The organism is Chitinophaga polysaccharea (assembly GCF_007829335.1).
Lineage (GTDB): Bacteria > Bacteroidota > Bacteroidia > Chitinophagales > Chitinophagaceae > Chitinophaga > Chitinophaga polysaccharea_B.
In genome coordinates this window covers 1-24,350 of record NZ_VIWO01000017.1, presented here as the reverse complement: position 1 = coordinate 24,350, position 24,350 = coordinate 1, and the positions used below count along the sequence as shown (strand labels likewise).

Here is a 24,350-nt window from a genome sequence, read left to right as displayed (position 1 = left end):
TATTTTTTTAAAGATGTGGACTGGTGAAACCCAAACGTTGCATGCCGGTCTTTACTTCGGGGCAGCTCATAAACAGGTTCCACAGCAATCCCGTGCGATAATTCTCTATCATCACAATAATAGGTCCCTGGTCGATGGCCAGGAAAGAGTCGGCAAACCAGTTATGTTGCAAAGAGAAAGCATCGGTAAATCCATACGCCTTCCAGAGTTTATCTCCCAGCTTATAGTAAAAGAATTTCAACGCCTGCATGGATGCTTCCGGCGTATAAGGGAACGACGACAACGCCGCCGTGGGTGCAATCACGCCTACATCGTTTGTGGGCGAGCTGGCATTATACCCGCTGGGTACATCGCTGGCGGTAAGTCCCCAGCAATCTGCTCCGTAGCCGTAGTGCCGGTCGCGGTTAGCTACACAATACGCGTAGTTAATGCGGGTATGGTTAGTTACCTGTTGCTCGTAATCGGCATACGCATCTTTCAGTCCGCGCGGGTTAATGCCCAGGAAAGAGTAATGCGAAAAAAACAGGGGGCCGCCATAGGCGGGGCCTAATGGCAAAGGAATACCTTCGTAAGATTGATTATTACGCATGGTACCATTTCCTGCCCAACCATTGTCATACACACTCCGGGGAACAGGATCGGGCGAAGAAGCGGCCAGCACATAGGTGATCAGGCATTCGTTCCAGCCTTTGATGGGCATGTTCATATCCCATTGGTAATTGCTGCTCCAGTGCCAGTACAAGGTTTGTTCGCCGCCTTTGCGGAACCAGTTCCACTCTACCCCGTTACAAATAGCGTTGATATCATTTCGTAGCTGCGTTTCCGTTATATCTGCTTTATTAAAATACTGCCTCGCAGTGAGCAGGCCTTGTACCAGGTAAGATGTTTCCACCAGGTCGGCGCCATCATCTTTGGTACTGAATGGCACTACGGTACCGGTACTGCCATTGAGCCAATGCGGGAAAGCGCCGTGAAAGCGGGCCGCTTTCGTGAGCAGGAAGCCGGTCATTTGTTGCAGGCGATGCACCGCATCGGTACGTGCAACAAAGCCCCGCTCTACGGCTACTACCGTGGCCATGATGCCGAAGCCTGAGCCACCTGAAGTGACCGTCTCTCCACTGGTATTCCTTTCCCGGGCCAATCCACTCACGGGGTGTCCAAAATCCCAAAAATATTTAAAGGTTTGCTGCTGTACCAAGGTGAGCAGGGCCTCGTCGGTGATACGGGGAAATTTATCGGTGGTATCTATCCCGGTAAAAACAGACAGGGTGACCGCCGATAATAACTTCGACTGCCGGGTAGATTGCAGGGAAGTGCCGGCCGTAATCGTATAGGCGGTAAGGTTAATCAATGCTGCTGTTGGCTGTATCACCAGTGTACTATCTCCATTTTCCCAGGAAATATTAAAAGGTACGTTCGTTCCATTTCCGCTGAAGGAACAAGCCCCGGCAGCGGTACTACGCTGTACCGCATCGCTGAAAGAAATCCGGATAACGGGGCGGGTACCGGTACCCATATACGAAAATCCATCCGCCTTGCCATCCACACTCAAAGCCGCAAAGTTTAAAGGCAGGGGGGTAACCCGCGGAGGCGACGGTTTGTCGCCCCCGCTTTTACCACAACCCACTGCCATCAGCAGTAAAGCACTATATATGATACGAGACAATCCTGTCATAAATAGCGGTATTATTTACCCCGGCCCTCCAGTTTTACCAGGGCGCCCACTTCCTTATCACTCAACGCTTTGTTGTAGATTCTTACTTCGTCTAAAGTGCCGGTAAGATAGCTGGCCCAGGGCTGTGCATCTGTCGCAGAAGTAATGCTAGGCACCGTTTGGAACTGTGAGGTACCAAACACCATTTTACCCGGGTTGGCAAATGCCAGCTGGCCAAATCCGATATTCACCTTAGTATCAATCTTCTGGCCGTTTACATATACCCGGAAGGTGTCTACGCCGTTATACGACACGGCGATATTGGTCCATATTTTCCAGATGTTCATCACCTCATAGTTGCCCAGCCAGCCATCGCCATGCTGACCGGTGACATGCGCTTTCAAAATGGCTTTGGAATCGGTGCTGCCGTTTTCAAAGAAGATATCTATGTTGCCCCAGAAAGACTTGGTATTACTCAGGCTTACCAGTCCTACCATCCCATCGGTATTCTGTGGGGCGTTTACCCACATGGTGAGGGTAAAAGCTTTGAGGCCGGTAATGCTGCTGCCGGGAGAAAACAGTGCATATGATTTGTCGGCGCCTTTGAGTGCGCCGCCTTTGATGCCCTGGGCAAAGCTGGTACCGCTGTTGTCGCAGGCGGTTTTAGAGACGCTGTCTACCAGGTTGCCATTAAATCCCCAGTAGGCCACCAGGTTGCCGGGGGCAATTTCACTGGTGCTGGAGTAGCCGTCGATAGATAACGCAGGCGCATAGCTGCCGGCATCAAACTTTTTATAGCAGGCCGACAATAAGAGTACAGCTGCTGCCAGTATTGCATATGATGAATATCTGAATTGCATGATCGTAGTATTTGAAATTAATAGCCAGGGTTTTGTACCAGTGTGCCGGCGCTGATGTCTATTTCATCCTGTGGTACCGGCCATACTTCATTCTTACCGGTTTTAAATCCTTTAGGACCAAATACAGCGGCAGCCCGGCCCTGGCGGATGACGTCGAAATAACGGTCATTTTCCATGGCCAGTTCCACCCTTCTTTCATGCCAGATGGCTTTGCGTACAGCTTCTTTATCGGTAGCCGTAACATCCGGGAGGATAGCCGGGTTGCCCTGGCGGGCGCGTGCTCTCACGGCATTCAGTGATTGTAGTGCCTGCGCATTATTGCCGGTTTCATTGGCCGCTTCGGCATTCATCAACAACACTTCCGCATAGCGCATTACCCTTACATTCTGGTCGGCGCCTTCGTTATAGCCAGTCACATACAAACGGAAAGGCACATACGATTTCTGGTTAAACATCGGATTATCACCACCTACCGGGATCACATCTCCCTCAGGAGTTGTTTCTCCCCTGAAGATGATAGTGCCATCTTTACGGGGATCGCCGGGTTCGTACTCGCTTACCAGGTCGGCGGTAGGCACGTTAAAGCCCCAGCCGCCGCCTACTACGCCTTTTACCCCCTGTACCTGGGAGTATTGGGAGTTGGAAGCGTCTTTACTATCCAGGATAAGCTGACATTGTATTTCAAACACAGACTCCGATGAATTTTCATTGGGGATACGGAACATTTGCTCATAGTTGGCAAAGAGGCTGTAGCCCAATCCCATTACCTGGTTGGTATAGTTAAGCACATCCGCCCATTTCTGCTGGTACATGGCCACCTTGGCATGCAGCGCTAAGGCAGCGCCTTTGGTAGCGCGTCCTTTGTCGGCAGCCGGATAGTTGGGTGGTAATACAGCGGCAGCTTCTGTCAGGTCTTTTTCAATAGCTGCCCATACCTGTGCTTTGGGCGTTCTGGCCAGGTTGTATTCGCTGGCTTCCGTGGGTACTTTCAGGCGCAGCGGCACGTCGCCGTAAGCGCGTACCAGCCTGAAATATGCGTAAGCGCGTACAAATTTTGCTTCCGCCAGGTAGCGCGCTTTCAATGCTTCATCCATGGTGATGGCTGGTACATGGTCAAGCACCTGGTTACAGAAATTAATTTCCTGGTATTGTCCTTTCCAGAAATCCAGTATTTGTCCTTCGGTAGCAGTAACGGAAAAGTCGTCGTACTTATTCAGGAAGCTGGCATCTGCCGTATTACTTCCCTTTTCAGCATCATCGGAGCCCAGGCTCTCAATAGCGATGGCGGCAAAGGCTACCTGCTTCCATTCCCGGAGGTTGGCATAAATGGCATTCACCGCTTTGGTAGCGTCGGCTTCATTTTTCCAGAACTGTTCGTTGGGTTGTTGACCCTGTGGTGGTACATCCAGGAATGACTTGCTGCAACCTGCCAGGAGGAAGGGGGCAGTCAATATAACGCTAACAGATATACGCTGTATATAAAATTGGATTAATCGTTTCATAAAAAAGCTGCTTTAGATCAGAAAGTAACATTTACACCAAAATTGTAGGTGGCATACAGCGGGTATACATTGTTATCCACACCTGCTTCCTTGGGTTTACCGCCAATTTCAGGCGTAAAGCCCCTATAGCGGAAGAAGTTGAAGGCATTTTGTGCATTGGCATATACACGCAGGTTTTTCATTCCCCACCTGTTTGCCATCGCTGCCGGGAAATTATATCCCAGTTGTATATTCCGTATCCTGAAGTAACTGCCGTTTTCTACGAAGAAAGAATTAGGCAAATAGTTATCACGGCCACCAATGAAAGCGGAAGGATAGGTATTAGACGTACCTTCTCCATGCCAGCGGTGATCATAGAAATCTTTGGTGAAATTTTCGTTGCCATAACGGGCGCCGAGGTTGGCATTGTATACTTCCATACCGGCCACGCCCTGGAAGTCGAGCGTCAGGTCAAATTGTTTCCAGGAAAAGAAGGTATTGATACCGTAAGTGTAACGGGGATTAGGATTGCCCAGCGGTACCCGGTCGTTGGCATCGATTACGCCATCGGGAATGCCTTTCGGTCCGCTCACATCCCGGTATTTGAAATCGCCTGCACGGGCTTTAGGCTGTGCGGAGGCTGCGGCTTCTGCATCTGTCTGGAAAATACCATCTACCAGGTAACCTATAAATTCACCAATAGGACGGCCATTCATGGTACGGGTGCTAAGCGCTCCACTGGTGAGGCCACCACCACCGCCATAAATGGGATTGTTACCGGAAATTACATTCTCTACTTTGTTTTGATTATACCCTACATTTCCACCAACAGACCAGGTAAAGTCTTTGCCTATTTTGCTTTTCCAGCTCGCCGATATTTCCACACCACGGTTCAGCAGGTCGGCCTGGTTGGCGATAATACCGCCGGAATTGGTTCCCACAGAGCCAGGAATCCGGATCTCGAAAATGGCGGCTTCTGTTCTCCGGTTATAATAACCCGCTTCTATATACAGGCGATTATCCAGCATACTGGCTTCCAGGCCCACATCCGTACCTACGCCTCTTTCCCAGTAAGTAGTGGGCGGTACTACAGAGTTCACGCTGGCGCCGGTGTTGACAATACCGCCGAAGATCGCAGTTAAATAAGGATCTTGCGCTACCCGCAATACCGATACATCGGAAGGAATGGTGGCATTACCCACTTTACCCCAGCTACCGCGGATTTTGAGGTTATCGAAGAAATGTTGATGTTTCATGAAGCTTTCTTCGGTTACTATCCAGCCTATTCCCACAGAAGGAAAATATCCCCAGCGATGATCGCCAAAGAATTTGGAAGATCCATCGGAACGAAGGGAGGCATTCAACAGGTATCTGTTTTTAAACGAGTAGTTGATCCTTCCGAAATAGGACGCCACGGTGTATAAAGTACCTTCATCCCTTACTTCACGGCCGTTGGTGCTACCGAGTTTCAGGTACATATCGCCTTCGCTGTTGTTGGGCACATCAGGCGCCAGCGCTGTCAGTTTATAGGTTTGGTTGCTTTGAGCGCCCTGCCCTATCATTACACGTACGCTATGTTCATTAAATTTATTTTCATAGGTCAACGTGTTCTCCACAATCCAGTTACGGGTATCAGTATTTTCACGGGTCAGTTTACTGTTGGTAGCACGTTGCGCAAGGGTAGCAGCAAATACCGGTACGTAGTTACGCATCAGGTTTTCGCCGTACTCGCCACCCAGGCTGGAATGGAATACAAAATGTTTGGCAAACCGCAGGTCGGCATATACGTTACCGGTAACGGTTTGCTTTTTAGTGAACTGGTTGAAAAAGTCGAGTGTAGCCTGGGGATTGAAGTTTGCCCCTTCTCCCAGGTTAAAATCGTTAGGATCGCCGTAGCTTCCATCGGCGTAGCGTACCGGTACTACGGGAGCAGCGGCGTACAGCTGACGCCAGATAAAGTCCGGTACATCATTGGATTTGCTGGCAGCAGCAGTAATGCTATAACCAATTTTCAAAGGTTCAAATACCTGTATATCATTTTGCAGGCGGGCGGTAAAACGGGTATAGTCGTTAGTTTCCACCAATCCCTGCTGACGGAGATATCCGAGGGAGAAATTATAGGTCGACTTTTCAGAACCACCGCTTACGGATACCTGGTGGTTGGTGATCATGGCATTGCGCAATGCCAGGTGATACCAATCGGTTCCTTTGCCAAATTGGGCAGGGTCCAGCAATGGAGGCTTGCTGTTCCTGTCCTGTAACTCATTTACCAGGGTAGCGTATTGATTGGCATTTGCCATCTTTACTTCGTTGGTTACTTTCTGATAGCCTACGTAACCGTTGTAGTTCACCGCTGGTTTGCCCGACTTTCCTTTTTTAGTGGTGATCAATACTACGCCGTTGGCGGCACGTATCCCATAAATAGCCTCGCTGGAGGCATCTTTCAGGATACTCATATTTTCGATATCCGCCGGGTTCAGGAAGCTGATATCATCGTACCAAACGCCATCTACTACATAGAGCGGGCTGTTGCTGCCATATACGGTACCCATACCGCGGATTTTAATTTCCGGTGCGGCGCCAGGTTTCCCGATATTGGTGATCTGCACGCCAGGTACTTTACCCTGCAAGGCGCTCACGGGGTTGGCAATGGGTTGTTTATTAATTTCTTCTGATTTCAGCTGACCAATGGCGCCGGTAACATCCACTTTACGCTGTACGCCGTAACCTACTACCACCACCTGTTCTACCTGGCTGATGGCTTCTTCCAATTCTATGTTCACTACAGATTGGCTGTTCACCGGTATTTCCTGGTTGGAGAAGCCGATGAAAGATACTACCAGCGTGGCATTTTCGGGCACGGTGAGGCTATAGGAACCATCGGGGTCGGTTACCGTACCCCGGGAAGTCCCTTTAATACTGATGGTGACACCGGGCAACGCCGTTTTGGTTTTCTTATCGGTGACCTTACCGGTGATCTTTATATCCTGTAGTTCAGGAGAATTCGACATGATGACCACCAGGTTATTTTCAATGACCTTATATTTCAGGCTGGTGTTAGCGAGAATATTGCTCATAAGGTCGGCCAGGCGGGTGTTGGTCACATCCACATCTACTTTCTTCCGGATATCTTTTAACGCGTTGTTATACAGAAAACGATACTCGCCCTGTTTCTCAATGTTGTGAAGTACTTTGGCGATCTCCACTTCTTTCAGCCGGAGTGTAATAGTTCCCTGTCCCCTCGCGTTGGCAGATACCTGGAGCACACCTGCCAATAGCAGTACGGCGGTCCAGTTCATAATTAATAGTGCTTTTTTGAAGGCATGGGAGGGTCGCTTCGCAGTTGTTAGCGATTTTTTCATACATTTAGATTCAGAGGTAATAAAATGGAAGCCAGCTGCTATTAGGATAGGCGAAGCTTCCTGTTTTGCTTCAGAGGGAAATGTTGACGCATTTCCCTTTTTTTATTACCAGTAGCTCATGACGTGTTATACCTGCTCCTTTTTTTCATAACGGAAATATTACTGGTTTATAATGATATCAGTACCGTGGATGCTGTAGTTAAATACAGCGGTCATTTGTAAGGCTTTTAAAGCCTGTTGTATCGTTTCCTGGGCAAATACGCCGGTAAATCTTAGTTGTTCGAGTTGTGGGTCGCTAAAGTGGATGGTAACGCCATACCAGCGCTCCATGCGGGCAGCCAGTGAAACGAAAGACTCATCCCTGAAAACGAGCTTATTTTCCATCCAGGAGGTTTCTACAATGGCCTCCGTATTTTCCTCATAGTAAGTGAGGTGGCGGACCTCCATCACCGGCTCATTATTTTTGGTGTGTTCCTGGTGGCTTTTCTCATCGGTAATCACAATTTTCTCTGCAGGCCGGAGAATAATCCGCTCTCCAGGCCGGTTATGCAGCGACGCTTCTATGCTTCCCTGTATCAGTGCCGCTTCGGTCACTTTTTCGCCGGGGTAAGCGCGTACATTAAAACGGGTACCCAATACCTTTACATCCATCCGGGTAGTGTGAATCACAAAGGGATACTCTGCATTCTTTGCCACTTCGAAAAAAGCCTCCCCGGTCAGCGTGATATCCCGGTTGCCATTACCAAAATCTTTATTGTAAGTGAGTTTACTGCCAGCATTCAGCCATACCTGGGAGCCATCAGGCAAATGTACTGCCGTGCGCGAACCATTCTTTGTTACCACTTCATTGAGTGCCAATGGCGAGGTTGGTTTGCCTACCGGCCGCCACCACCAGGCCGCTGTTATCAGTCCGCCGGCCACTACGGCCGCCGCCACATATCGCCACCACGACTTTCTTTCCTGTGCTTCCAGCTGGAATATTGCTGTTTGTTGCTCTTCGAAGGATAATCCTATGTCAATACCTTTTTCCTGCATACGGCTAATCAGCCGCCTGTGCGCATCTTCTCCCGCAGCCCGGTCGTCGGCCCCGGGGTCCGTTTTCCAGATATCCGTAATGGTTTCCACCGGAAAATGCAAATCGGGATGGGCCCGCAACAATCTGTCGAGCTCCTGCAGTTCCTCTGCAGATGCTTCCCTGGCCAGTTTACGCCCCATCAGTTCCCAGATACGCTTGTGATTCATAACGTTTTGATAGCTACTTCTTCTACAGGTACCTGTTTTTCCTAAAATCTACTAAAGGGAAATAAAAAAAATTTCCGGCGCGGGTGATACCGGTGTTAACGAACGGGTTTCTTTAACTGTACATTCAATGCCCTGGCTATTTTGGCTAATGCTACGGCCAGCTGGTTATCTATTGTCTTCACGGAAATATTTAAAATCTCCGCGATCTCTTTATATTTCAATCCATCTTCCCGGATCAGCTTAAAAATAACCTTACACCGGGGCGGCAGTCCTTCAATGGCAGCGGTAATACGTTCCATCATCTCTGTGGTAAGCAGCTGCTGCTCGGGGTTCTGATGTGGGCTGGCCAGCTCTACAGATAAATCGTCGATGGTAATGGATACCTGTTTCTTTTGTTTGAAGAGATACTTCAAGGCCGTATTCTTCACGCTTACATACAGGTATACCTGCAGGTTATTCACTTCTTCCAGCTGGCGCCGGCGCTCCCACAAGCTAATGAATACATCGGATACTACTTCTTCAGCTACCTCGGCTACTTTCACGAAAGATACGGCAAACTTCAGCAGCGGCGGGTAGCAATGAAGGAATAACTCCTTATAGGCCAGCTCATCATCGTATAAACTGATACGACGTTGCCATTCTTTTATTTCATTACCGTGGGCCATATTACTGGCTCAAAGTAAAGGAAAAAAATTTATCTGGGATCATATACCGCTACCGACACCCTCGAATCGGCACAACCGTAATATAAAAACCATTGATGCTTAAAGTATACCATGCCTTCTATAAACACGGTGCCGTCCTTGTACTGACCACTTTTTTCGTACGGCTGTTGTGGATACAGGAAGGGAGTATCCAGCCGCGTAATCATTTTAGCCGGATCGTGCTTATCAAATAAAAACTGTCCCGCACAATAGGCGCCGGCAGCATAACGGCGGTCGCCTTTATCACCGGCAGCATTCTTTCCATTGTACAGCAGTACTATGCCCTTATCGGTATAAATAGCCGGTGGTCCACATTCCGTCAGGCCGCTATCGAAATAACCTTTCCGGGGAGATGCCAGCTCACGCAGATTCCCGTTTTCATCTACGAGCGGCGTCCAGTCAGTGAGATTAACAGAGGTAGCCGCATATACATGGTGTTCGCCCCAATACATCCAGTATAATCCGTTTATTTTTTTGATGACCTGTCGTCCGTTTTTCAACGTTGTTAAAATAGCAGCAGACTTACTCGGGATGTTCAAAAATTTTCCTGCATAGGCTTTAGCGAAAATAGGTCCTGTTTTCTGCCAGTTTCTCAAATCCCGGGAAGTGGCGGCGCCGAGGCGCGGTACCTGCCGGTTCCATTGGGTATACAACATCACATAGGTGCCATCTTCCGTTACGGCTATCCGCGGATCTTCACATCCGCCCGGCCACTCATAAGGCCTTTGCGTATCATTTCCCGGGTACAACACCGGATTTTTCTCACGCCGGAAATGAATACCATCCCCACTTTCCGCATAGCCTATCCTGGATGTCCTGGTACCAATACGGTCGCCGGTCAAATCTTCTGCCCGGTATAATACCACCACTTTGTCATTTAGCACAGCCGCGGCTGGATTGAAAGTATAATTTCCCTCCCAGCTCACCAGCTGGTTACTCATAGGGTCCTGGAAGAGGGTACTGGTATCAGGAGAAATAATGGGGTTTACTGCATCTACTCTCGCAAATGGCGGGAACGCCCACTGAGTCTTAACAGGCGCCGTTGTTGTTTGAGCAGACACGGCATTAACGGTTAACAAACAAGTTGCTACCAGCGTGAAAAAAATAGGCTTCATATCGGTGAAGGCATTTAGTACCCTTTAAAGATGAAATCTTTTTCCTTTAAACGCAATAGGGATATAGCATAAATTATCCAAATGGCAGGAATTGTATATTTTTTGTCATTGCTGCCACCTGGGTTGTTGTCTACTTTTGTACTAAATAAAAATCGAAACACATGAAAGTTGCTATCAATGGATTTGGAAGAATTGGCCGGATGACCTTACGCGCCTTACAGAACAAAACCGCCGTAGAAGTAGTGGCGATCAACGATTTGACAGATGCTGCCACCCTGGCTCACCTGTTTAAATACGACAGCGCACATGGGCATTTCCCCGGCACCGTGGAAGCAGGATCCGATACGATTACAGTGAATGGCAAAACCATTGCCCTGCTCAATGAAAAAGATCCGGCACAACTGCCCTGGAAAAAATTGGGGGTCGACGTAGTAATTGAATCTACCGGGCGTTTTACCGACAGGGCTAAGGCGCAGGCGCATATCGACGCAGGTGCACAAAAAGTGCTGATCACCGCACCTGCCAGCGGAGGTGTAAAAACGATCGTGCATGGTGTTAACAACGAATTAATCGGCAACGATAATATTTATTCCACCGCCTCCTGTACTACAGGAAGCATTGCACCGGTGTTGCTGATCCTCGATAAAGAATTTGGTATTACTTCCGGCTTTATGAGCACTGTACACGCCTTTACGGCCGATCAGCAATTGCAGGATGCTCCTCACCGGGATCTGCGCAGAGCCAGAGCTGCTACACATTCCATCATCCCCACCACTACCGGCGCCGCCAAAGCCATCGGCGAAGTATTGCCTAACCTGAAAGGGAAAATGGATGGATATTCTTACCGCGTACCTGTTATAGACGGATCTATTGTGGATATCACCGTTAACCTGAGCCGGGAAGTATCCATCGAAGAGCTGAATACCCTGTTTAAACAATATGCGGCCAGTTCGCTGAAAGGCATCCTGGCCTATACAGAAGAGCAATTTGTATCGGCCGATATTATTGGTAATACACATTCTTCCATCATCGATGGCAACCTGACCAGGAGTCTCGGCAAAACGGTTAAAGTGGTGGCCTGGTATGATAATGAAACAGGTATCTCCAACCGTATTTCGGAGCTGGTATCCTTGCTGTAAAACGTGATTGTTTTTGTTATTTTTGTCACCTATGTCCAGATCCCGGTCTTCTGCTAAAAAAACGGTGGTCATCGTTGCCACGCCTGGTATCCTGTTATTGGATATTGCAGGTCCCGCCGATGTATTTTCTATTGCATCCAAAGAGATCGCCAGCCAGGAAAAGGGGTACGAAATTATACTGGCATCGGTAACCAAAAACAAACATATTGCCACCAAATCCGGCATCCGTATCGCCTGTGATATTTGTGTAACCGATATCAATTTCCCCATAGATACCCTGTTGATTGCCGGTGTTTCCCTGGGCAGCCTGGATAACATTCCTGCCTCGTTTTTCACCTGGCTCACGGCACACTATCCGGGAATCCGAAGAATGGGCTCCGTGTGTGTTGGCGCTTTTGTGCTGGCTAAAGCCGGGTTACTACACAACAAACGCGCTACCACGCATTGGGAACATTGTACCCGGCTGCAAGCGGCGTATCCTTCGGTAACGGTAGACAGCACTCCTTTTTTTGTGCGCGACGGAAATATCTATACTTCTGGGGGTGTTACCTCTGGCATGGATCTTTCCCTGGCCTTAGTCGAAGAAGATTTTGGCAGGGAAGTAGCCTTGCAGGTATCGCGCCAGCTGGTACTACACCTGCGGCGTGCCGGCAATCAATCACAGTTCAGTAACCTATTGCCTTCTTTTGAACTCAAAAGTCCGCTGATCAGGAGCATCCGCGAATGGCTGCTCAAAAACCTGGATCGCGAAATCCGGGTGGAGTATATGGCCGACCATGTAAATATGAGTCCCCGTAACTTTGCCCGGGTTTTTCTGAAAGAAACCCAGCTTACCCCGGCAAAATTTGTAGAAAAACTACGGGTAGAAGTGGCCCGTCAATACCTGGAAGACACCAATCTCAGTGCAGAACAAATTGCCGAAAAATGCGGGCTCGGTAACTTAGTCTCCATGCGGCGGGTATTTATCAGGCACCTGCAAATATCTCCCAGCTTTTACCGGCACGCGTTCCGCACTACCCTGGCCACTGGAATGGCATCCTAAACATTTGGTGTTTCTTAGCGAATGTTTTATGTTGGAGAGATAATATTACCAGAAAACCTGATTGTATGATGCGTATTTTTTGGAAGAAATACAGTGTACTAACAATACTCTTTTTGCTGGGCTGCCTGGCTAACGGAATGGCACAAACCACCCACACCATCTATCTCTCCAAATCTGATACTACTAAAAACAAGTTTATGGCAGTACTCCCTCCTGCTGCCGTAAAAACAACCGGTTACCTGTTCCTGGTGCCAGGTGCTTTTGAGCAACCACAGGATGTACTGGTGCAATCCGGTATTCCTGCTGATGCAGCCCAAAAAGGCATCCTGGTAATTATCCCGGTGCTGGAAAATGGCAATGCAGGTTTGGCCATTGATGACGCCACACAACAATCGCTCAAAAAGATGCTGGATTATTGCATACAGCAATACCAGTTATTGGGTAAAAGTCTTTACCTGGGTGGGTTCTCTGCCGGAGGCGCCTGCGTGATGAAATTTGCAGAGTCGCTGGTAAAAAACAATACACCTGTTCAACCCAAAGCTGTTTTCACGATTGACGCACCGCTGGATTTTGAACGGATGTATCATTCTGCGCAACGTAACCTACGGCTTGCTCCCGGTGGCCGGGTAAACCCCGAACAAAAAATGATTGCAGGTTGGCTGGAGCAGTATATGCAGGCCACTGCTAAAACCGGTACTGCCTTCTTTCATGAGGTTTCTCCGTATAGTTTTTCAGACACCACACAAGCAGCAGTAAAATTATTGCGCAACATCCCCGTCTCCATTTACAGCGAGCCTGATATTGCATGGTGGATGCAAAACCGGGCATTCGATTACAGTACACTCAACGCCATAGATGGTGCTGCGATGATCAATGAATTGCATTTACTGGGCAACAACAATGCACGGTTTATTGCTACACAGGATAAAGGCTACCGACTCCCCCACCATAATAAACATCCTCATTCCTGGAGTATTGCCGATCCTGCCGAAGTAGTTAACTGGCTGTTATCATTTCAATAACCGTGTGTGTAAAATCTCATTACTATTCATTCATATATAAATCATCTTCCCCGCGTACAACCACAATAACAGTAATTAACAATCCACTGAAAGCACCGTGCAGCCTAACCCGGGAAGGATCTTTATGACGCTGCACCTGGTGGGTAGCAAACTGGCACCTTATTTGGCGCGATATCTATATCTAAATCATTGTATTATGAAAAAGATAGCATTTATTGCCTGTTTGTGGATGATTGGGGCTGTATTTTACACGCATAAGGCCAGCGCCCAGGTTCGGGCAAATATTAACATCAATATTGGCAGTCAACCGATATGGGGCCCGGTAGGATATGACGATGCGCAGTATTATTACTTCCCGGATATAGATGCCTACTACTATATACCACAACGACAATTCATTTATTTAGACGGAGGCAGATGGGTGTTTGGTGCGGCACTGCCCGGCAGGTACCACTACGATTTATACAGGGGTTACAAAGTGGTAGTGAATGATCCGCGACCTTATCTTCATCCTGATATATATCGTGAACGATATGGCCGGTACAAGGGATGGTATGGAAAGCAAACCATCATCAGGGATAGCCGCGACGAAAGATACTACCAGATCAAAGAACATCCGATGCATGACAAATGGAAAGGCAACAACGGCAATCATAATGGATGGGGAAATGGCAGGGGAAATGACCACGGGGATCATGGAAATGGCAGAGGAAATGACCACGGAGATCACGGAAACGGTAGAGGCCACGGACATGGGCATGACAGGGACTAATTGATATTGCTGTTAACAAAAAAACAAAAGCCGTATACATCCGAAAATGTATGCGGCTTTTGTTTTGAAAGCGGCCTTCTTACGATACAGGCTGCTCCTGCAATATGTTTTTCGTATAGTCGTATCCGATATTATATATATTTTCCAGCTTATTAAATTCAAACATGCCAAACTGCCCCAGCCCCGTTGGTTCTATGAACTGGCTACAGCGCAATTTATTTTTCAGCACTGACTCGCGGATGGCCAGGTGCAGGGTTCTTTCCACATTGGCTAAAAATCCGCCGGCGGGGTTGTAAGGCGTCAGCGGGTTAACATGTACCCCGATGATCTGCTTGAAATCGGCCAGCAGGGGTTCTATGGGCAGATTACCAGATAAACCGCCATCTACATAATATGCGTCGTTAATTAGTATGGGCTGAAACAGTAAAGGTACCGAAGATGCCGCCAATACAGCCGGGATAATAGCCCCTTCCTGGAAGATGGTTTGATCGCCGGTTACAAAGTTGGTGGCGGTAACATACAGCGGTATATCCAGTGCATCGAATGTTTGGTGCCGTAGTGTCTTTTCCAGTACTTCCGCTACTTTTTTGAGAGATAAAAAACCGGCCCGCCAGTTCCGCCATTGCATAGACAGTCCCAGCTTATGCCGTTGAAATATTTCTCTTACTTCATCGGTGGTGTATCCATCACAAATAAATGCTGCTGCAATAGATCCGGCGCTTGTAGCGGCAATAGCTTCCGGAAAAATGTTCCGTTCTGCGAAGGCTTTCAAAACGCCCAGGTGGGCATAGCCGCGGGCGCCGCCTCCTGACAACACAAAGGGTCGCCGTACCGGCAAGGGATGACTCAATTCATTCATGTAGCGAATATAAAAAACCGGCAGACATCCGCTGACTTTATTTTCCTGGCATACTAATATATACCGGGCTCTCACCTATGGTGAGCGTAATAGCCGCATGGCCGGCGGAGGTGAAGCTTACAGCCGGGGCAACACCGTCGGTAGTGGCCATCCCGGTAACGCTGACCGGCAGTCCGGGTAAATTATCCAGTGTTGCGGATATTGATTTGGGTTGATACCCTTCTTTTTTATTGGTAGGCGTGCCGGTAGGCGACCAGGCTACCCAGATGCGGACGCTGGGATCATCGCCCCGCTCAAACTCGTATACGTATAATTGGCTTTCCAGCTGTTTTACAATGCGGCGAAAGCGATAGGCTCCTAGCGTGGCGTATAATTGTTTCACCGCCCAAAACGACATTTTGGGAACGAAGTGGCGGGTAAGCCCGGAAGCCGCATGAAAAGAGGCTTCATCGTCATCGTTGTAATAGTACAGGTAAGCCCGTTGCACATCGCGGGCGGCAAACGCCATAAAAGAACGTACCAGGTATTGGGCCTGCTGCAAATCGGTAGCACCCTGCCAGTTTAATTTCAATGCCCAGTCCTTCCGCAGTTTCATGGCTTCCGGCGTACAGGCGTCATAACCAAATTCGGTAATCCATACTTCTTTCTGCGGTGCACGCTGGTTGCGCCAGGCAATAGCATCGTCAATTACTTTGAGGTATTGTAAAGACTTATCTTCCGGGTAACTCCTGTTCCAGCTGTTTTCATTGGTAGCCGACTTCTCCATCGTGGGATATGTATGCAAATTGATAACATCATACAATGGCAGCACAGACGTATCCTGGTACCGGTCATCTAAACCCTGTGAGTAATCATCTCCCTTACCTGCCACTACTGCCGGCGTTACTATTTTAACCTGGGGATCGGCATCCCGGATGCCCTGCGCCATTTTCCTAAAAAGCGTACTAAAAAGGGTACGGTCGAATCGATTGCCCGGTTCATTATCGATTTCGAAAGAAGTACATAATTTTTCTTTGCCTGACGGACCAAAGTAGGCGGCCATGGCTTTGGCATAATCATATCCCCACTGTTCCTTACCGGCCCAAAGTGTTTTGTACTGCGGGTTACCTACGCCGAAACTGAGAAACTGCAAACAGATATCTGTTTCAAAGCCATGTTGCTTCCAGGGGCCGTATACATCATCTTTCCAGTTGATATGATTAAGGGTATGGGGTATATTAAGCGCATCGCCCGGGGCTTTGGCGTCCCAGTCAATGTTATGATACATACGCACCAGGCGGCATACCTGTCCGTATAAACCGGGTTTAAAGGTAACATGCCCGTTAAGGCCCATAAAGTCTTTAAACAGGGGTTTATTGGCAACTATAGTGGTATCATCAAATGCAGGTATCTTTTTACTGACGGAATGAGAACAGCCTATGCTCATCATACCGGTCATGATTACCGCGAATACGTATTTCTTTTGCATAGGAATTTATTCTTCCATAAAATACTTAAAATTCCGGGGAATACCATGCTTTGAAAAAAGGAATGCGGCAGGAACTCCTGCCGCATCCGCTGTTAAACATATCGTTCACTGTATCTTACCAGCCTGGTGTTTGCTTATATGCACCATTACTATTGGTTACTTCGTCTGGATTGATAGGCCATGCCATATGCCTGCTAGGATCGAAGTTACGTTTTGGCCATACTTCCTGGATGGTATAAGGAGAAGCAGGATCTTTTTTGTTAGCATGAATGCGACCGTGCAGCGGTGCATTGATCGTATTATAGTCTCCCCATCTTTTCAGGTCATGGAAACGGTCTGTCCATTCGCAAGCCAGTTCTACCCGGCGCTCATGTTTCAGATCAGCCATAGTAGGATTTGCGATAGGCGCCAATCCAACACGGGCCCGGATTTCGTTGAGCGGGCCTGCGGCCTCTCCGCTTTTACCCTGCTGAATCAGTGCTTCTGCTTTAAACAGCAGTATTTCTGCATAGCGCATCAGCGGGAGATTGAGCATCGTAGTCGGATAGTCAGGGCTTTGGTTAATATACGGATTGGTACTGCTTACGCCATCTTTACCGTAAGAATAAGGCTCCATGTACTTGTTAATCTGGAAACCAGACAAGCTGTTGGTAGAGTAATAAGTGAAAGGCAATCCGAAATAGGTGAACTTATCACCAAATTTCAGGATGGTAGCTTCGCGGCGAGGGTCATTAGCCTCATACTCATCATACAGCTCTTCGGTAGGCTGGAAATATCCCCAACCGTTGAACAGGGTCCAACCTGTATTTTCCAGTACTACCCCGGGGAATTCGGAACCACCCTGTACACCGGAAGTAACAGACCACATGTATTCAGAACTCCAGTTGTTAGCAATCGTAAATACTGCCTTATAGTTCTGTAAACCAGTAGCCTGGTTGGTAATGAGTGCCCGGTGTCCTTCTGTTTTGATCTTATCGCAGAGTGACGGAATCAGCGCCCATTTGCTTTGATCGAACTGGGCCCAGTAAGCATAAGCTTTTACCATATATCCCCAGGCAGCTGCTTTGTGTGCCCTACCCTGGTCATCTGCACCATAGGTTTCGAACAACGGTAACAGGTCGGCAGCCTTCTGCAGGTCGCTTACTACCTGTGCATAGTTATCTTTCACAGAAGGTAACTGTGGAGGTATGCGTTTCCCGAATTGTGCATTTTCAGGGCCATCAAAAGGTACGCCCTGGTCTTTATGCCCCCATACGTATGCCAGCCAGAAGTGCGCGAATCCGCGGATAAAGTATGCTTCACCGAGTGCCTGGTTACGGGCGGCTTCTGTGGTATTTTTAGAAGTAGGTACATTTTGAATTACCTGGTTGGCACGGTTGATCATGGTGTACAGATCATTCCAGCCACCTTTCAGGTAGCCTTCCCTACCGCTGGGAATAAAGTTTTTGATGTTGGCAGCATCAGCTTTCGAGCGACCTACAATCAGGTCATCGCTCGCGTCTTGTACCCAGAAGAGGTTTCTTCCCCAGGTAGACTCATTACGCATGATCACATACATGTCTGCAGTAGCCTTTTTCAGATCATTATCACTTTGCCAGAAGTAGGCGGTGGTAGGCGCCCCGTTAGGTTTGGTATCTACCCATTTGTTACAGGCGCTGGAGCCCACCAGCATAGCTGCCAGTATAACTATATGATTGAATTTCGTTTTCATCCGTTAATATTTATTTTTTTAGTTGTCGGATGGAACCTCGCATTCGTGCTCGGTTTCATAATACTGTTTGCTTTGATCAGAATTTAACATTTGCTCCCACGGAAAATACACGGGAAACCGGGAACTGTCCGCCGTCCAGACCTACGCCACCTACCTCAGGATCCATACCGGAGTATTTGGTGAAGGTGAGCAGGTTGTCGCCGCTGAAGTATACACGTAATCCCTGGTTCCAGCTCATTTTCTTAAACGTATAACCTATCAGCAAGTTTTTCAGTCTCAGGTAGTTACCATTTTCGAGATACCAGTCAGAGTTTGTCTGGAAGTTTTTGTTGTTATCGTTAGCGTTGATACGGGGGATATCGGATCCTTTGTTTTCAGGAGACCAGGCATCCAGGATTTTATTCCAACGGTTGTAGCCTTGTTCAGAACCACTGAGGGTGGTCATTTTAAAGGCATTGAACAGTTTCACGCCGCTTACGCCCTGGAAGAACATAGTAAGGTCGAAATTTTTCCAGGTAACGCCAGCGGTAAATCCGTAGGTGAGTTTAGGGAAAGCACTACCCATATAAACACGGTCTGCATCATTGATAACGCCGTCACCGTTTTGATCTACAAATTTCAGGTCACCGGCTTTTGCATTTGGCTGGATCATCTTACCAGTCTTGTCGGTGTAAGCTTTTGCTTCGTCATCAGATTGGAATATACCGGCAGTTTTTACCAACCAGTACGCATTGATAGGCTGACCTACGGTATAGCTGAAAGGTCTTAATACATCGCGATATGCGTTGTCATTATCTACGGAAGCAGAATTGGGATTACCATCTATGTAAGTTACCCTATTCTTTAAAGTAGCAATGTTACCACCAATGTTGTATCCTACAGCGCCGATATTGTCATGCCAGTTAACGGATACTTCGAAGCCCTTGTTGCTGATTTTACCCTGGTTGATGTAAGGAGCTCCCTGACCGAAGGTATTGGTCCATCCCAGATTTTGTTGTTTGATCAGGTCGTAGGTCAGTTTATCAAAGTAATCGGCAGTGATGTTCAGGCGTTGTTTCAGCAGGGAGATATCGATACCGATGTCTGTTTGTTGGGACGTTTCCCAGGACAGGGTGGGATTAAAGGCATTGGCTATTGCCAGTGAGTTTACGCGTGGTGCTCCGTTCCCGATCTGGTAGGTGTAATCAGGATTGAGTTTAGCATAACCATAGTAGTAGGGAAGAGAGCCAATGTTACCTATTCTACCCCAGCTGGCCCTTACTTTCAGCAGGTCCACTCCTTTTACGTTAAAGAAAGGCTCAGAGCTGATTTTCCAGGCAGCTGTTAAACCGGGAAATCCTTTACCGCGGTATCCTTCTGTTAATCTACCGGCTACATCGTAGCGGTAGCTTCCTGTAACGAAATAGCGGTCGGCCCAGCTATAGGACAGTCTGCCTACATAAGAAACGTTCCTGTCTTTCCATTCCTCATCAGAAGGGAAGGTACGGTCAAAGATGCTGGCATTGGTAAAGAACTGTGCCCAGTCGGCTTCATTTTCGAAGCCCATGGCAGATGCTTTAAAATTACGGTGTGAGCTTTCCTGGGCAGTCATGGATACCATGGCGCCAATGCTGTGGCGTTTGATCAGCTTATTATAGTTCAGGGTATTTTCCCAGATCCAGTTGTAATCTTTGTCGGTAGAATAATCTAACTGGTTTTGGTTGTTAGGCTTTCCGGGTTCTGTTCTTTTTGGTGTAAAACTTTTCCAGAATCCATTTTGCTGACGATAAGAAAAGCGGTTGATATAAGTCAACCCGGGAATGATGTCTGAAATAGTTAATTCAGTAACTGACTGCAGATCATTTCTCTTGTTATAAGGTCTGTTTCTGAGCAGGGTAGCTACCGGGTTTACCACGTCGCCGTAGATACCGTTGTAAGCGCCATCTCTTGGGCCAACGCCTCCAAATGTTCCGTCTGCATAATAAGGGGTGGCAGAGCGGGGCATATAGATCGCGGAAGTGATTACACCGGTGTAACCGCTGGCAGTTTCAGCATCCCTGTTATCATTGTTATTCCAGAAGATGTCCTGGCGCAGTTTCACATGTTTGTTAAACTGGTAGTTGGCATTTAATCTTAAGGAAATATTTTTATTGTAGGTATTTAACAGGGTCCCTTCTTCATTTTCGTAACGGGCCTGGAAGAGGGTAGAAAATTTATCGGTACCGGCGTTTACGCTGATGTTATGTCTTTGTACGATACCGGTGCGGAAAATTTCGCTCATCCAGTCGGTGCGTGTTACTGCGCCATATGGATTTTTAGCGGGATCCCATCCTTCCAAAGGCTGGTTGCCGGCGGTAGTTTGCGCCAGGTTGGATACTTTGGCTTCTTCCTCTGCAGTGAGTGATTGCAAAGTACGCCATGCATTCTTGGCGCCTACAAAACCGGTGTATTGCACAGAAGGCATTCCTTTAGTGGCCTGGCGGGTAGTAACGAGAATAACCCCTGCCGAACCGGCAAACGCGCCGTAGATAGCCGCGGAAGCCGCATCTTTCAGTACTGTTACTGATTCTACATCAGCCGGGTTGAAAGGTGCACCTGGCACACCGTCTACTACGTACAATACGTTTTCTCCATTTTTAGATCCCACCCCGCGGATAACGATGTTGTTTGCATTGCTGGTATGACCACCGTTGCTGGTTACCGTTACGCCAGGCACTTGTCCCTGCAACATATTAGGTACGTCCATTACGGGGCGTTCTTTCAGCTTCTTCATATCTGAGATCACAGATACGGCGGCGGAGAGATCACCTTTTTTGGCGGTACCATAACCCACTACCACTACTTCATTGAGGCCGCTGCTACTGATTTTCATAACAGCGTTGAGTACGTCGGAAGTACCAACAGCTACTTCGGTCATTTCGTACCCTACAGAGCTGAAGTTCAGCACTGCTTTATCATTATCTACCGTTACTTCATATTTTCCATCGGCATCGGTAACTGTTCTGATCTTAGTTCCTTTTACCCAAACAGAAACGCCAGGAATAGGTTCTTTATTTTCTGTAGTAATTCTACCAGAAATTTTGCGTGTGGTGATGGCCTGTGTACTTTTTGTTCCCCCGTCTTTTTCTGCTTTTCTCAACAGGATGGCTTTATCGCTCACGCTGTATTCGATACCGGATTTGTTCCGGAGCAGGTTCAGGGCTTCATTCAACGTGATGTTATCAGGTTTGAAGTCGTTGACAATGATCTTGTCGAAGTCCTGCTTTACATAGTTGAAAGTAAAGCTGCTTTGAGAGCCTAGCGCAGCTAGCACCTGGGAAAGGGAAGCCCTGGAGATATCCAGTTTCACTTTTTCATTCAATGCATTTTGCCGGGCAAAACCCATGGTAGCGGGCAATAATGCACATCCTACCAGGAGAAATTGTTTGAGCCGGGATACAGCAGGCCCGCCGCCACGGGTGTGCTGATCTGCAGTGGTAAATTTCATTTTCATGAGTTGATTGTTTCAGGAGTGATCACGCTTTTTTAAAAAATGGTAACCTGTCTGTTGGAAATACGGTATTGTTTACGACTGATATAACATAGGTTGTTGAGCATTTTCCCGAAGCTTTCCTTTTTAAAGCTGGCAGAAATGTATTTGTCGATGCCCTGGGTATTTTCCCATTTTACGCTGTAGCCATAATCGGCACAGAGGCGGGTAACCGCATCTTTGAAAGGGAGGTCAATAGCGTTGAAGGCGCCATTTCTCCAGGCAGCAACATCTGTTACCGGGGTGGAAGCCACGCCCAGTACTTTGTCTTCATTAAAATAAGTGGCTGTGGTACCTGGTTTCAGTACAGCGGTGGCAGCATCAGATTTACGTGCCAGCACTTTTACTTTTCCCTTTACCAGCGATACACGGCTGATTCCTTCGGCCGCATAGGCTTCTACGTTGAACTGGGTACCCAATACCTGGATGGCCAGGTCGCGGGTATGAATAACAAAAGGCTTTCCGGTTTGTCCCTGTACGTCGAAGAAGCCTTCCCCGGTGAGTTGTACGTTGCGGTTCTGCTGATTGAAATCAGATCTCCAGCGCAGGGTAGCGGCGGTGTTGAGCCATATATGCGAACTGTCTGGTAATACTACCAGTTTAGCCACGTTGGTTTCGTTGGTGACCATATTATAATGCCAGGCCAGCGGAGCAGTGTGCCTTGCTGTTTTCTTCCAGAGATACCCGGCGCCCGTCATTAATAATATACTGGCGGCAGCGGTCCATTGAACAACTGGCCGTTTCCACCAGGCGATCCTGGCGGAGGGCAAGCTATTGCGGAAATTTTCCAGGAACTGTTGCTGACTACGGCTGGCATCTGCCGGCAGGATATCTTCCGGCATATTGCCTAACCCGTCGTACCAGCTATCTAATAAGGCCAGTTCTTCGGGAGTACATTTCCCTTCATAAAATTTCTTTAAAAGGGCCTGGGCCCTGGGATAATTTTTTGGTGCCATCTCAGAGTTGAATACCCGGAGATCAAAAAATGTTAACTAAGCGGTATGTTAAGGAATTGTAACCAGTACAAAAGAGGTGACTAAGGTAGCTGTCAGGGCGGGATTAGCCTTAATATGCGCCTTTACCTGTTTGAGGGCGCGGCTGTATAAAACCCTTGCAGAGCCTGGGTCTATGCTGAGTTGTTGCGCTATTTTCTGGTAGGAATAATGATATTTTACCCGTAATACAAATAGTTGCCGCTGGCTGGGAGAAAGCACTTCCAGCGCTTCTTCCATAATTGTTTCCTTTAACCCATGCAGGTTTTCCTGTGCCAGGGCGTCTGGTGTTTCCAGGGTATCGTTGAGCAATACTTCCAGTTTTTTCAGATGCGCCTGATAGCGGCCATTGGTGCGATAATATTTAAATATGCGGAATTTAAGTGCGTTCAGCAGGTAAAATTCGAGTGTTTCATCCTTGGGTACCTCCTCCCACTTCTGCCATAATGATAACAACACATCCTGTACAATGTCAAATGCATCGTGCGGATTGGTTTTAGCTGTGGCAATGCCCAACAGCTTATTCCAGTAAATCGCTACCGATGCCTCAAATGCCGCCTGTTGTGACGTGCCGGATATATTATGGAAAGATATTTTCTTCTGCCCTGACATAAATGGAATATAACAGTCCCTACAAATGTACTTGCCTAATATTAAGTAGATATTAATTCTATAGATTCCTGGTTGATGTATTGCCCGTTCACTTCCTTTTAAAAATCGATTTAGCTAAATCCCGTATTAAAAATCCGCTGCGATAATTGATCTAAAAAAATGGAATGGTATGAATTGCTGCTATTCTATGGTTGATATTCACACGTGGACAGTTGGTATGCAAATAAGTGGCATCCTCTCGTCATTATAATAGCAATATAAAATTACTTTTTGAATATGAGCGCGCTTTGTTAATATTTTATAATTTTTAAGGTGATAAAAAATCACCTATGTCGTGATACGTCAGTTTATATGGCATTACAACAACAAGTCATGGCTGTTGACCAGTTATTATTCCGGGTATAAAATACCCTTAAGCACCCTGGAAAGTAGAAATATTTGGTGATTTGGAATTATTATCTATATATTTGCAGCCCCGAAAGGGGGATACCCAAATGGCTGAAACGCTGATGGGTAGCAAGGATCGGTAGTTCAGTTGGTTAGAATGCCGCCCTGTCACGGCGGAGGTCGCGGGTTCGAGTCCCGTCCGGTCCGCAAAATCTCGAAGGAACCCGCTCAATGAGCGGGTTTTCTATTTTAAGTCGAGTATTTAGTCGAGTTTCGGATCAAGTTGGGATCAAGTTGAATACTTGGGGGATTGTCCCAAAATTGTTTTTTTTGCAATCTAACTAGATAGGACACCGTGGATAAGAATTTAAATCTTCTCTTAGAAGCCCTTCTTCCCGAGGGGATTTTGTATTATTTCGA

The 24,350-nt window shown here is 47.6% G+C and carries 17 protein-coding genes and 1 tRNA gene; 5 read left to right on the top strand and 13 right to left on the bottom strand.

Annotation, left to right across the window (positions count from 1 at the left end):
- Window positions 1–7: 7 nt before the first annotated feature.
- The 7 genes from FHW36_RS29970 to FHW36_RS29940 all read right to left on the bottom strand — a co-directional run bounded on the left by FHW36_RS29970 (window position 8) and on the right by FHW36_RS29940 (window position 10,418).
- Window positions 8–1,675: a glucoamylase family protein gene (locus tag FHW36_RS29970; protein WP_145675178.1), complete on the bottom strand. Its 1,668-nt coding sequence runs from the start codon at window positions 1,673–1,675 to the stop codon at window positions 8–10.
- Between the two features lie 11 nt (window positions 1,676–1,686).
- Window positions 1,687–2,514, bottom strand: coding sequence for a LamG domain-containing protein (locus FHW36_RS29965; protein ID WP_145675176.1), 828 nt, complete (start codon window positions 2,512–2,514; stop codon window positions 1,687–1,689).
- Between the two features lie 17 nt (window positions 2,515–2,531).
- A complete protein-coding gene (locus FHW36_RS29960; protein WP_145675174.1) occupies window positions 2,532–4,016 on the bottom strand; it encodes a RagB/SusD family nutrient uptake outer membrane protein in 1,485 nt (494 codons plus the stop codon).
- A gap of 17 nt (window positions 4,017–4,033) precedes the next feature.
- Entirely contained in the window at window positions 4,034–7,357 is a 3,324-nt protein-coding gene (locus tag FHW36_RS29955) for a TonB-dependent receptor (protein ID WP_222429217.1), read from the bottom strand.
- A gap of 159 nt (window positions 7,358–7,516) precedes the next feature.
- On the bottom strand, window positions 7,517–8,599 hold the full coding sequence (locus FHW36_RS29950) for a FecR family protein (RefSeq protein WP_145675172.1): 1,083 nt from the start codon (window positions 8,597–8,599) through the stop codon (window positions 7,517–7,519).
- Between the two features lie 95 nt (window positions 8,600–8,694).
- Complete coding sequence (locus FHW36_RS29945) at window positions 8,695–9,264, bottom strand: RNA polymerase sigma-70 factor (protein WP_145675166.1); 570 nt, start codon at window positions 9,262–9,264, stop codon at window positions 8,695–8,697.
- Between the two features lie 29 nt (window positions 9,265–9,293).
- Window positions 9,294–10,418 (bottom strand): glycoside hydrolase family 130 protein, encoded by a 1,125-nt coding sequence (locus FHW36_RS29940; RefSeq protein WP_145675164.1) that lies wholly within the window; start codon window positions 10,416–10,418, stop codon window positions 9,294–9,296.
- Between the two features lie 161 nt (window positions 10,419–10,579).
- Here FHW36_RS29940 and gap point away from each other — a divergent pair, with 161 nt between their 5' ends.
- The 4 genes from gap to FHW36_RS29920 all read left to right on the top strand — a co-directional run bounded on the left by gap (window position 10,580) and on the right by FHW36_RS29920 (window position 14,393).
- Window positions 10,580–11,557, top strand: a complete 978-nt coding sequence (gap, locus tag FHW36_RS29935) for a type I glyceraldehyde-3-phosphate dehydrogenase (protein WP_145675162.1) — start codon at window positions 10,580–10,582, stop codon at window positions 11,555–11,557.
- 31 nt (window positions 11,558–11,588) lie between these two features.
- Complete coding sequence (locus FHW36_RS29930; protein WP_145675160.1) at window positions 11,589–12,599, top strand: GlxA family transcriptional regulator; 1,011 nt, start codon at window positions 11,589–11,591, stop codon at window positions 12,597–12,599.
- Window positions 12,600–12,664: 65 nt separating this feature from the next.
- Window positions 12,665–13,621 carry an alpha/beta hydrolase gene (locus FHW36_RS29925; protein WP_145675158.1) on the top strand — a complete coding sequence of 319 codons (957 nt, stop codon included), beginning with the start codon at window positions 12,665–12,667 and terminating at the stop codon, window positions 13,619–13,621.
- A 196-nt stretch (window positions 13,622–13,817) separates the two neighbouring features.
- Entirely contained in the window at window positions 13,818–14,393 is a 576-nt protein-coding gene (locus FHW36_RS29920; RefSeq protein ID WP_145675156.1) for a hypothetical protein, read from the top strand.
- 79 nt (window positions 14,394–14,472) lie between these two features.
- Here FHW36_RS29920 and FHW36_RS29915 read toward each other — a convergent pair whose 3' ends face one another.
- The 6 genes from FHW36_RS29915 to FHW36_RS29890 all read right to left on the bottom strand — a co-directional run bounded on the left by FHW36_RS29915 (window position 14,473) and on the right by FHW36_RS29890 (window position 23,543).
- Window positions 14,473–15,252 carry a patatin-like phospholipase family protein gene (locus tag FHW36_RS29915; RefSeq protein ID WP_145675154.1) on the bottom strand — a complete coding sequence of 260 codons (780 nt, stop codon included), beginning with the start codon at window positions 15,250–15,252 and terminating at the stop codon, window positions 14,473–14,475.
- Between the two features lie 37 nt (window positions 15,253–15,289).
- Window positions 15,290–16,720, bottom strand: a complete 1,431-nt coding sequence (locus FHW36_RS29910; protein WP_145675152.1) for a hypothetical protein — start codon at window positions 16,718–16,720, stop codon at window positions 15,290–15,292.
- 115 nt (window positions 16,721–16,835) lie between these two features.
- Window positions 16,836–18,431, bottom strand: coding sequence for a RagB/SusD family nutrient uptake outer membrane protein (locus FHW36_RS29905; RefSeq protein ID WP_145675150.1), 1,596 nt, complete (start codon window positions 18,429–18,431; stop codon window positions 16,836–16,838).
- 76 nt (window positions 18,432–18,507) lie between these two features.
- Entirely contained in the window at window positions 18,508–21,903 is a 3,396-nt protein-coding gene (locus FHW36_RS29900; protein WP_246121262.1) for a SusC/RagA family TonB-linked outer membrane protein, read from the bottom strand.
- Window positions 21,904–21,935: 32 nt separating this feature from the next.
- A complete protein-coding gene (locus FHW36_RS29895; protein WP_145675148.1) occupies window positions 21,936–22,895 on the bottom strand; it encodes a FecR family protein in 960 nt (319 codons plus the stop codon).
- Between the two features lie 48 nt (window positions 22,896–22,943).
- Window positions 22,944–23,543 carry an RNA polymerase sigma factor gene (locus tag FHW36_RS29890; protein ID WP_145675147.1) on the bottom strand — a complete coding sequence of 200 codons (600 nt, stop codon included), beginning with the start codon at window positions 23,541–23,543 and terminating at the stop codon, window positions 22,944–22,946.
- A 520-nt stretch (window positions 23,544–24,063) separates the two neighbouring features.
- On the opposite strand from FHW36_RS29890, the gene FHW36_RS29885 reads away from it, so the two are divergent.
- Window positions 24,064–24,137 (top strand) — tRNA-Asp (locus FHW36_RS29885).
- Window positions 24,138–24,350: the final 213 nt, after the last annotated feature.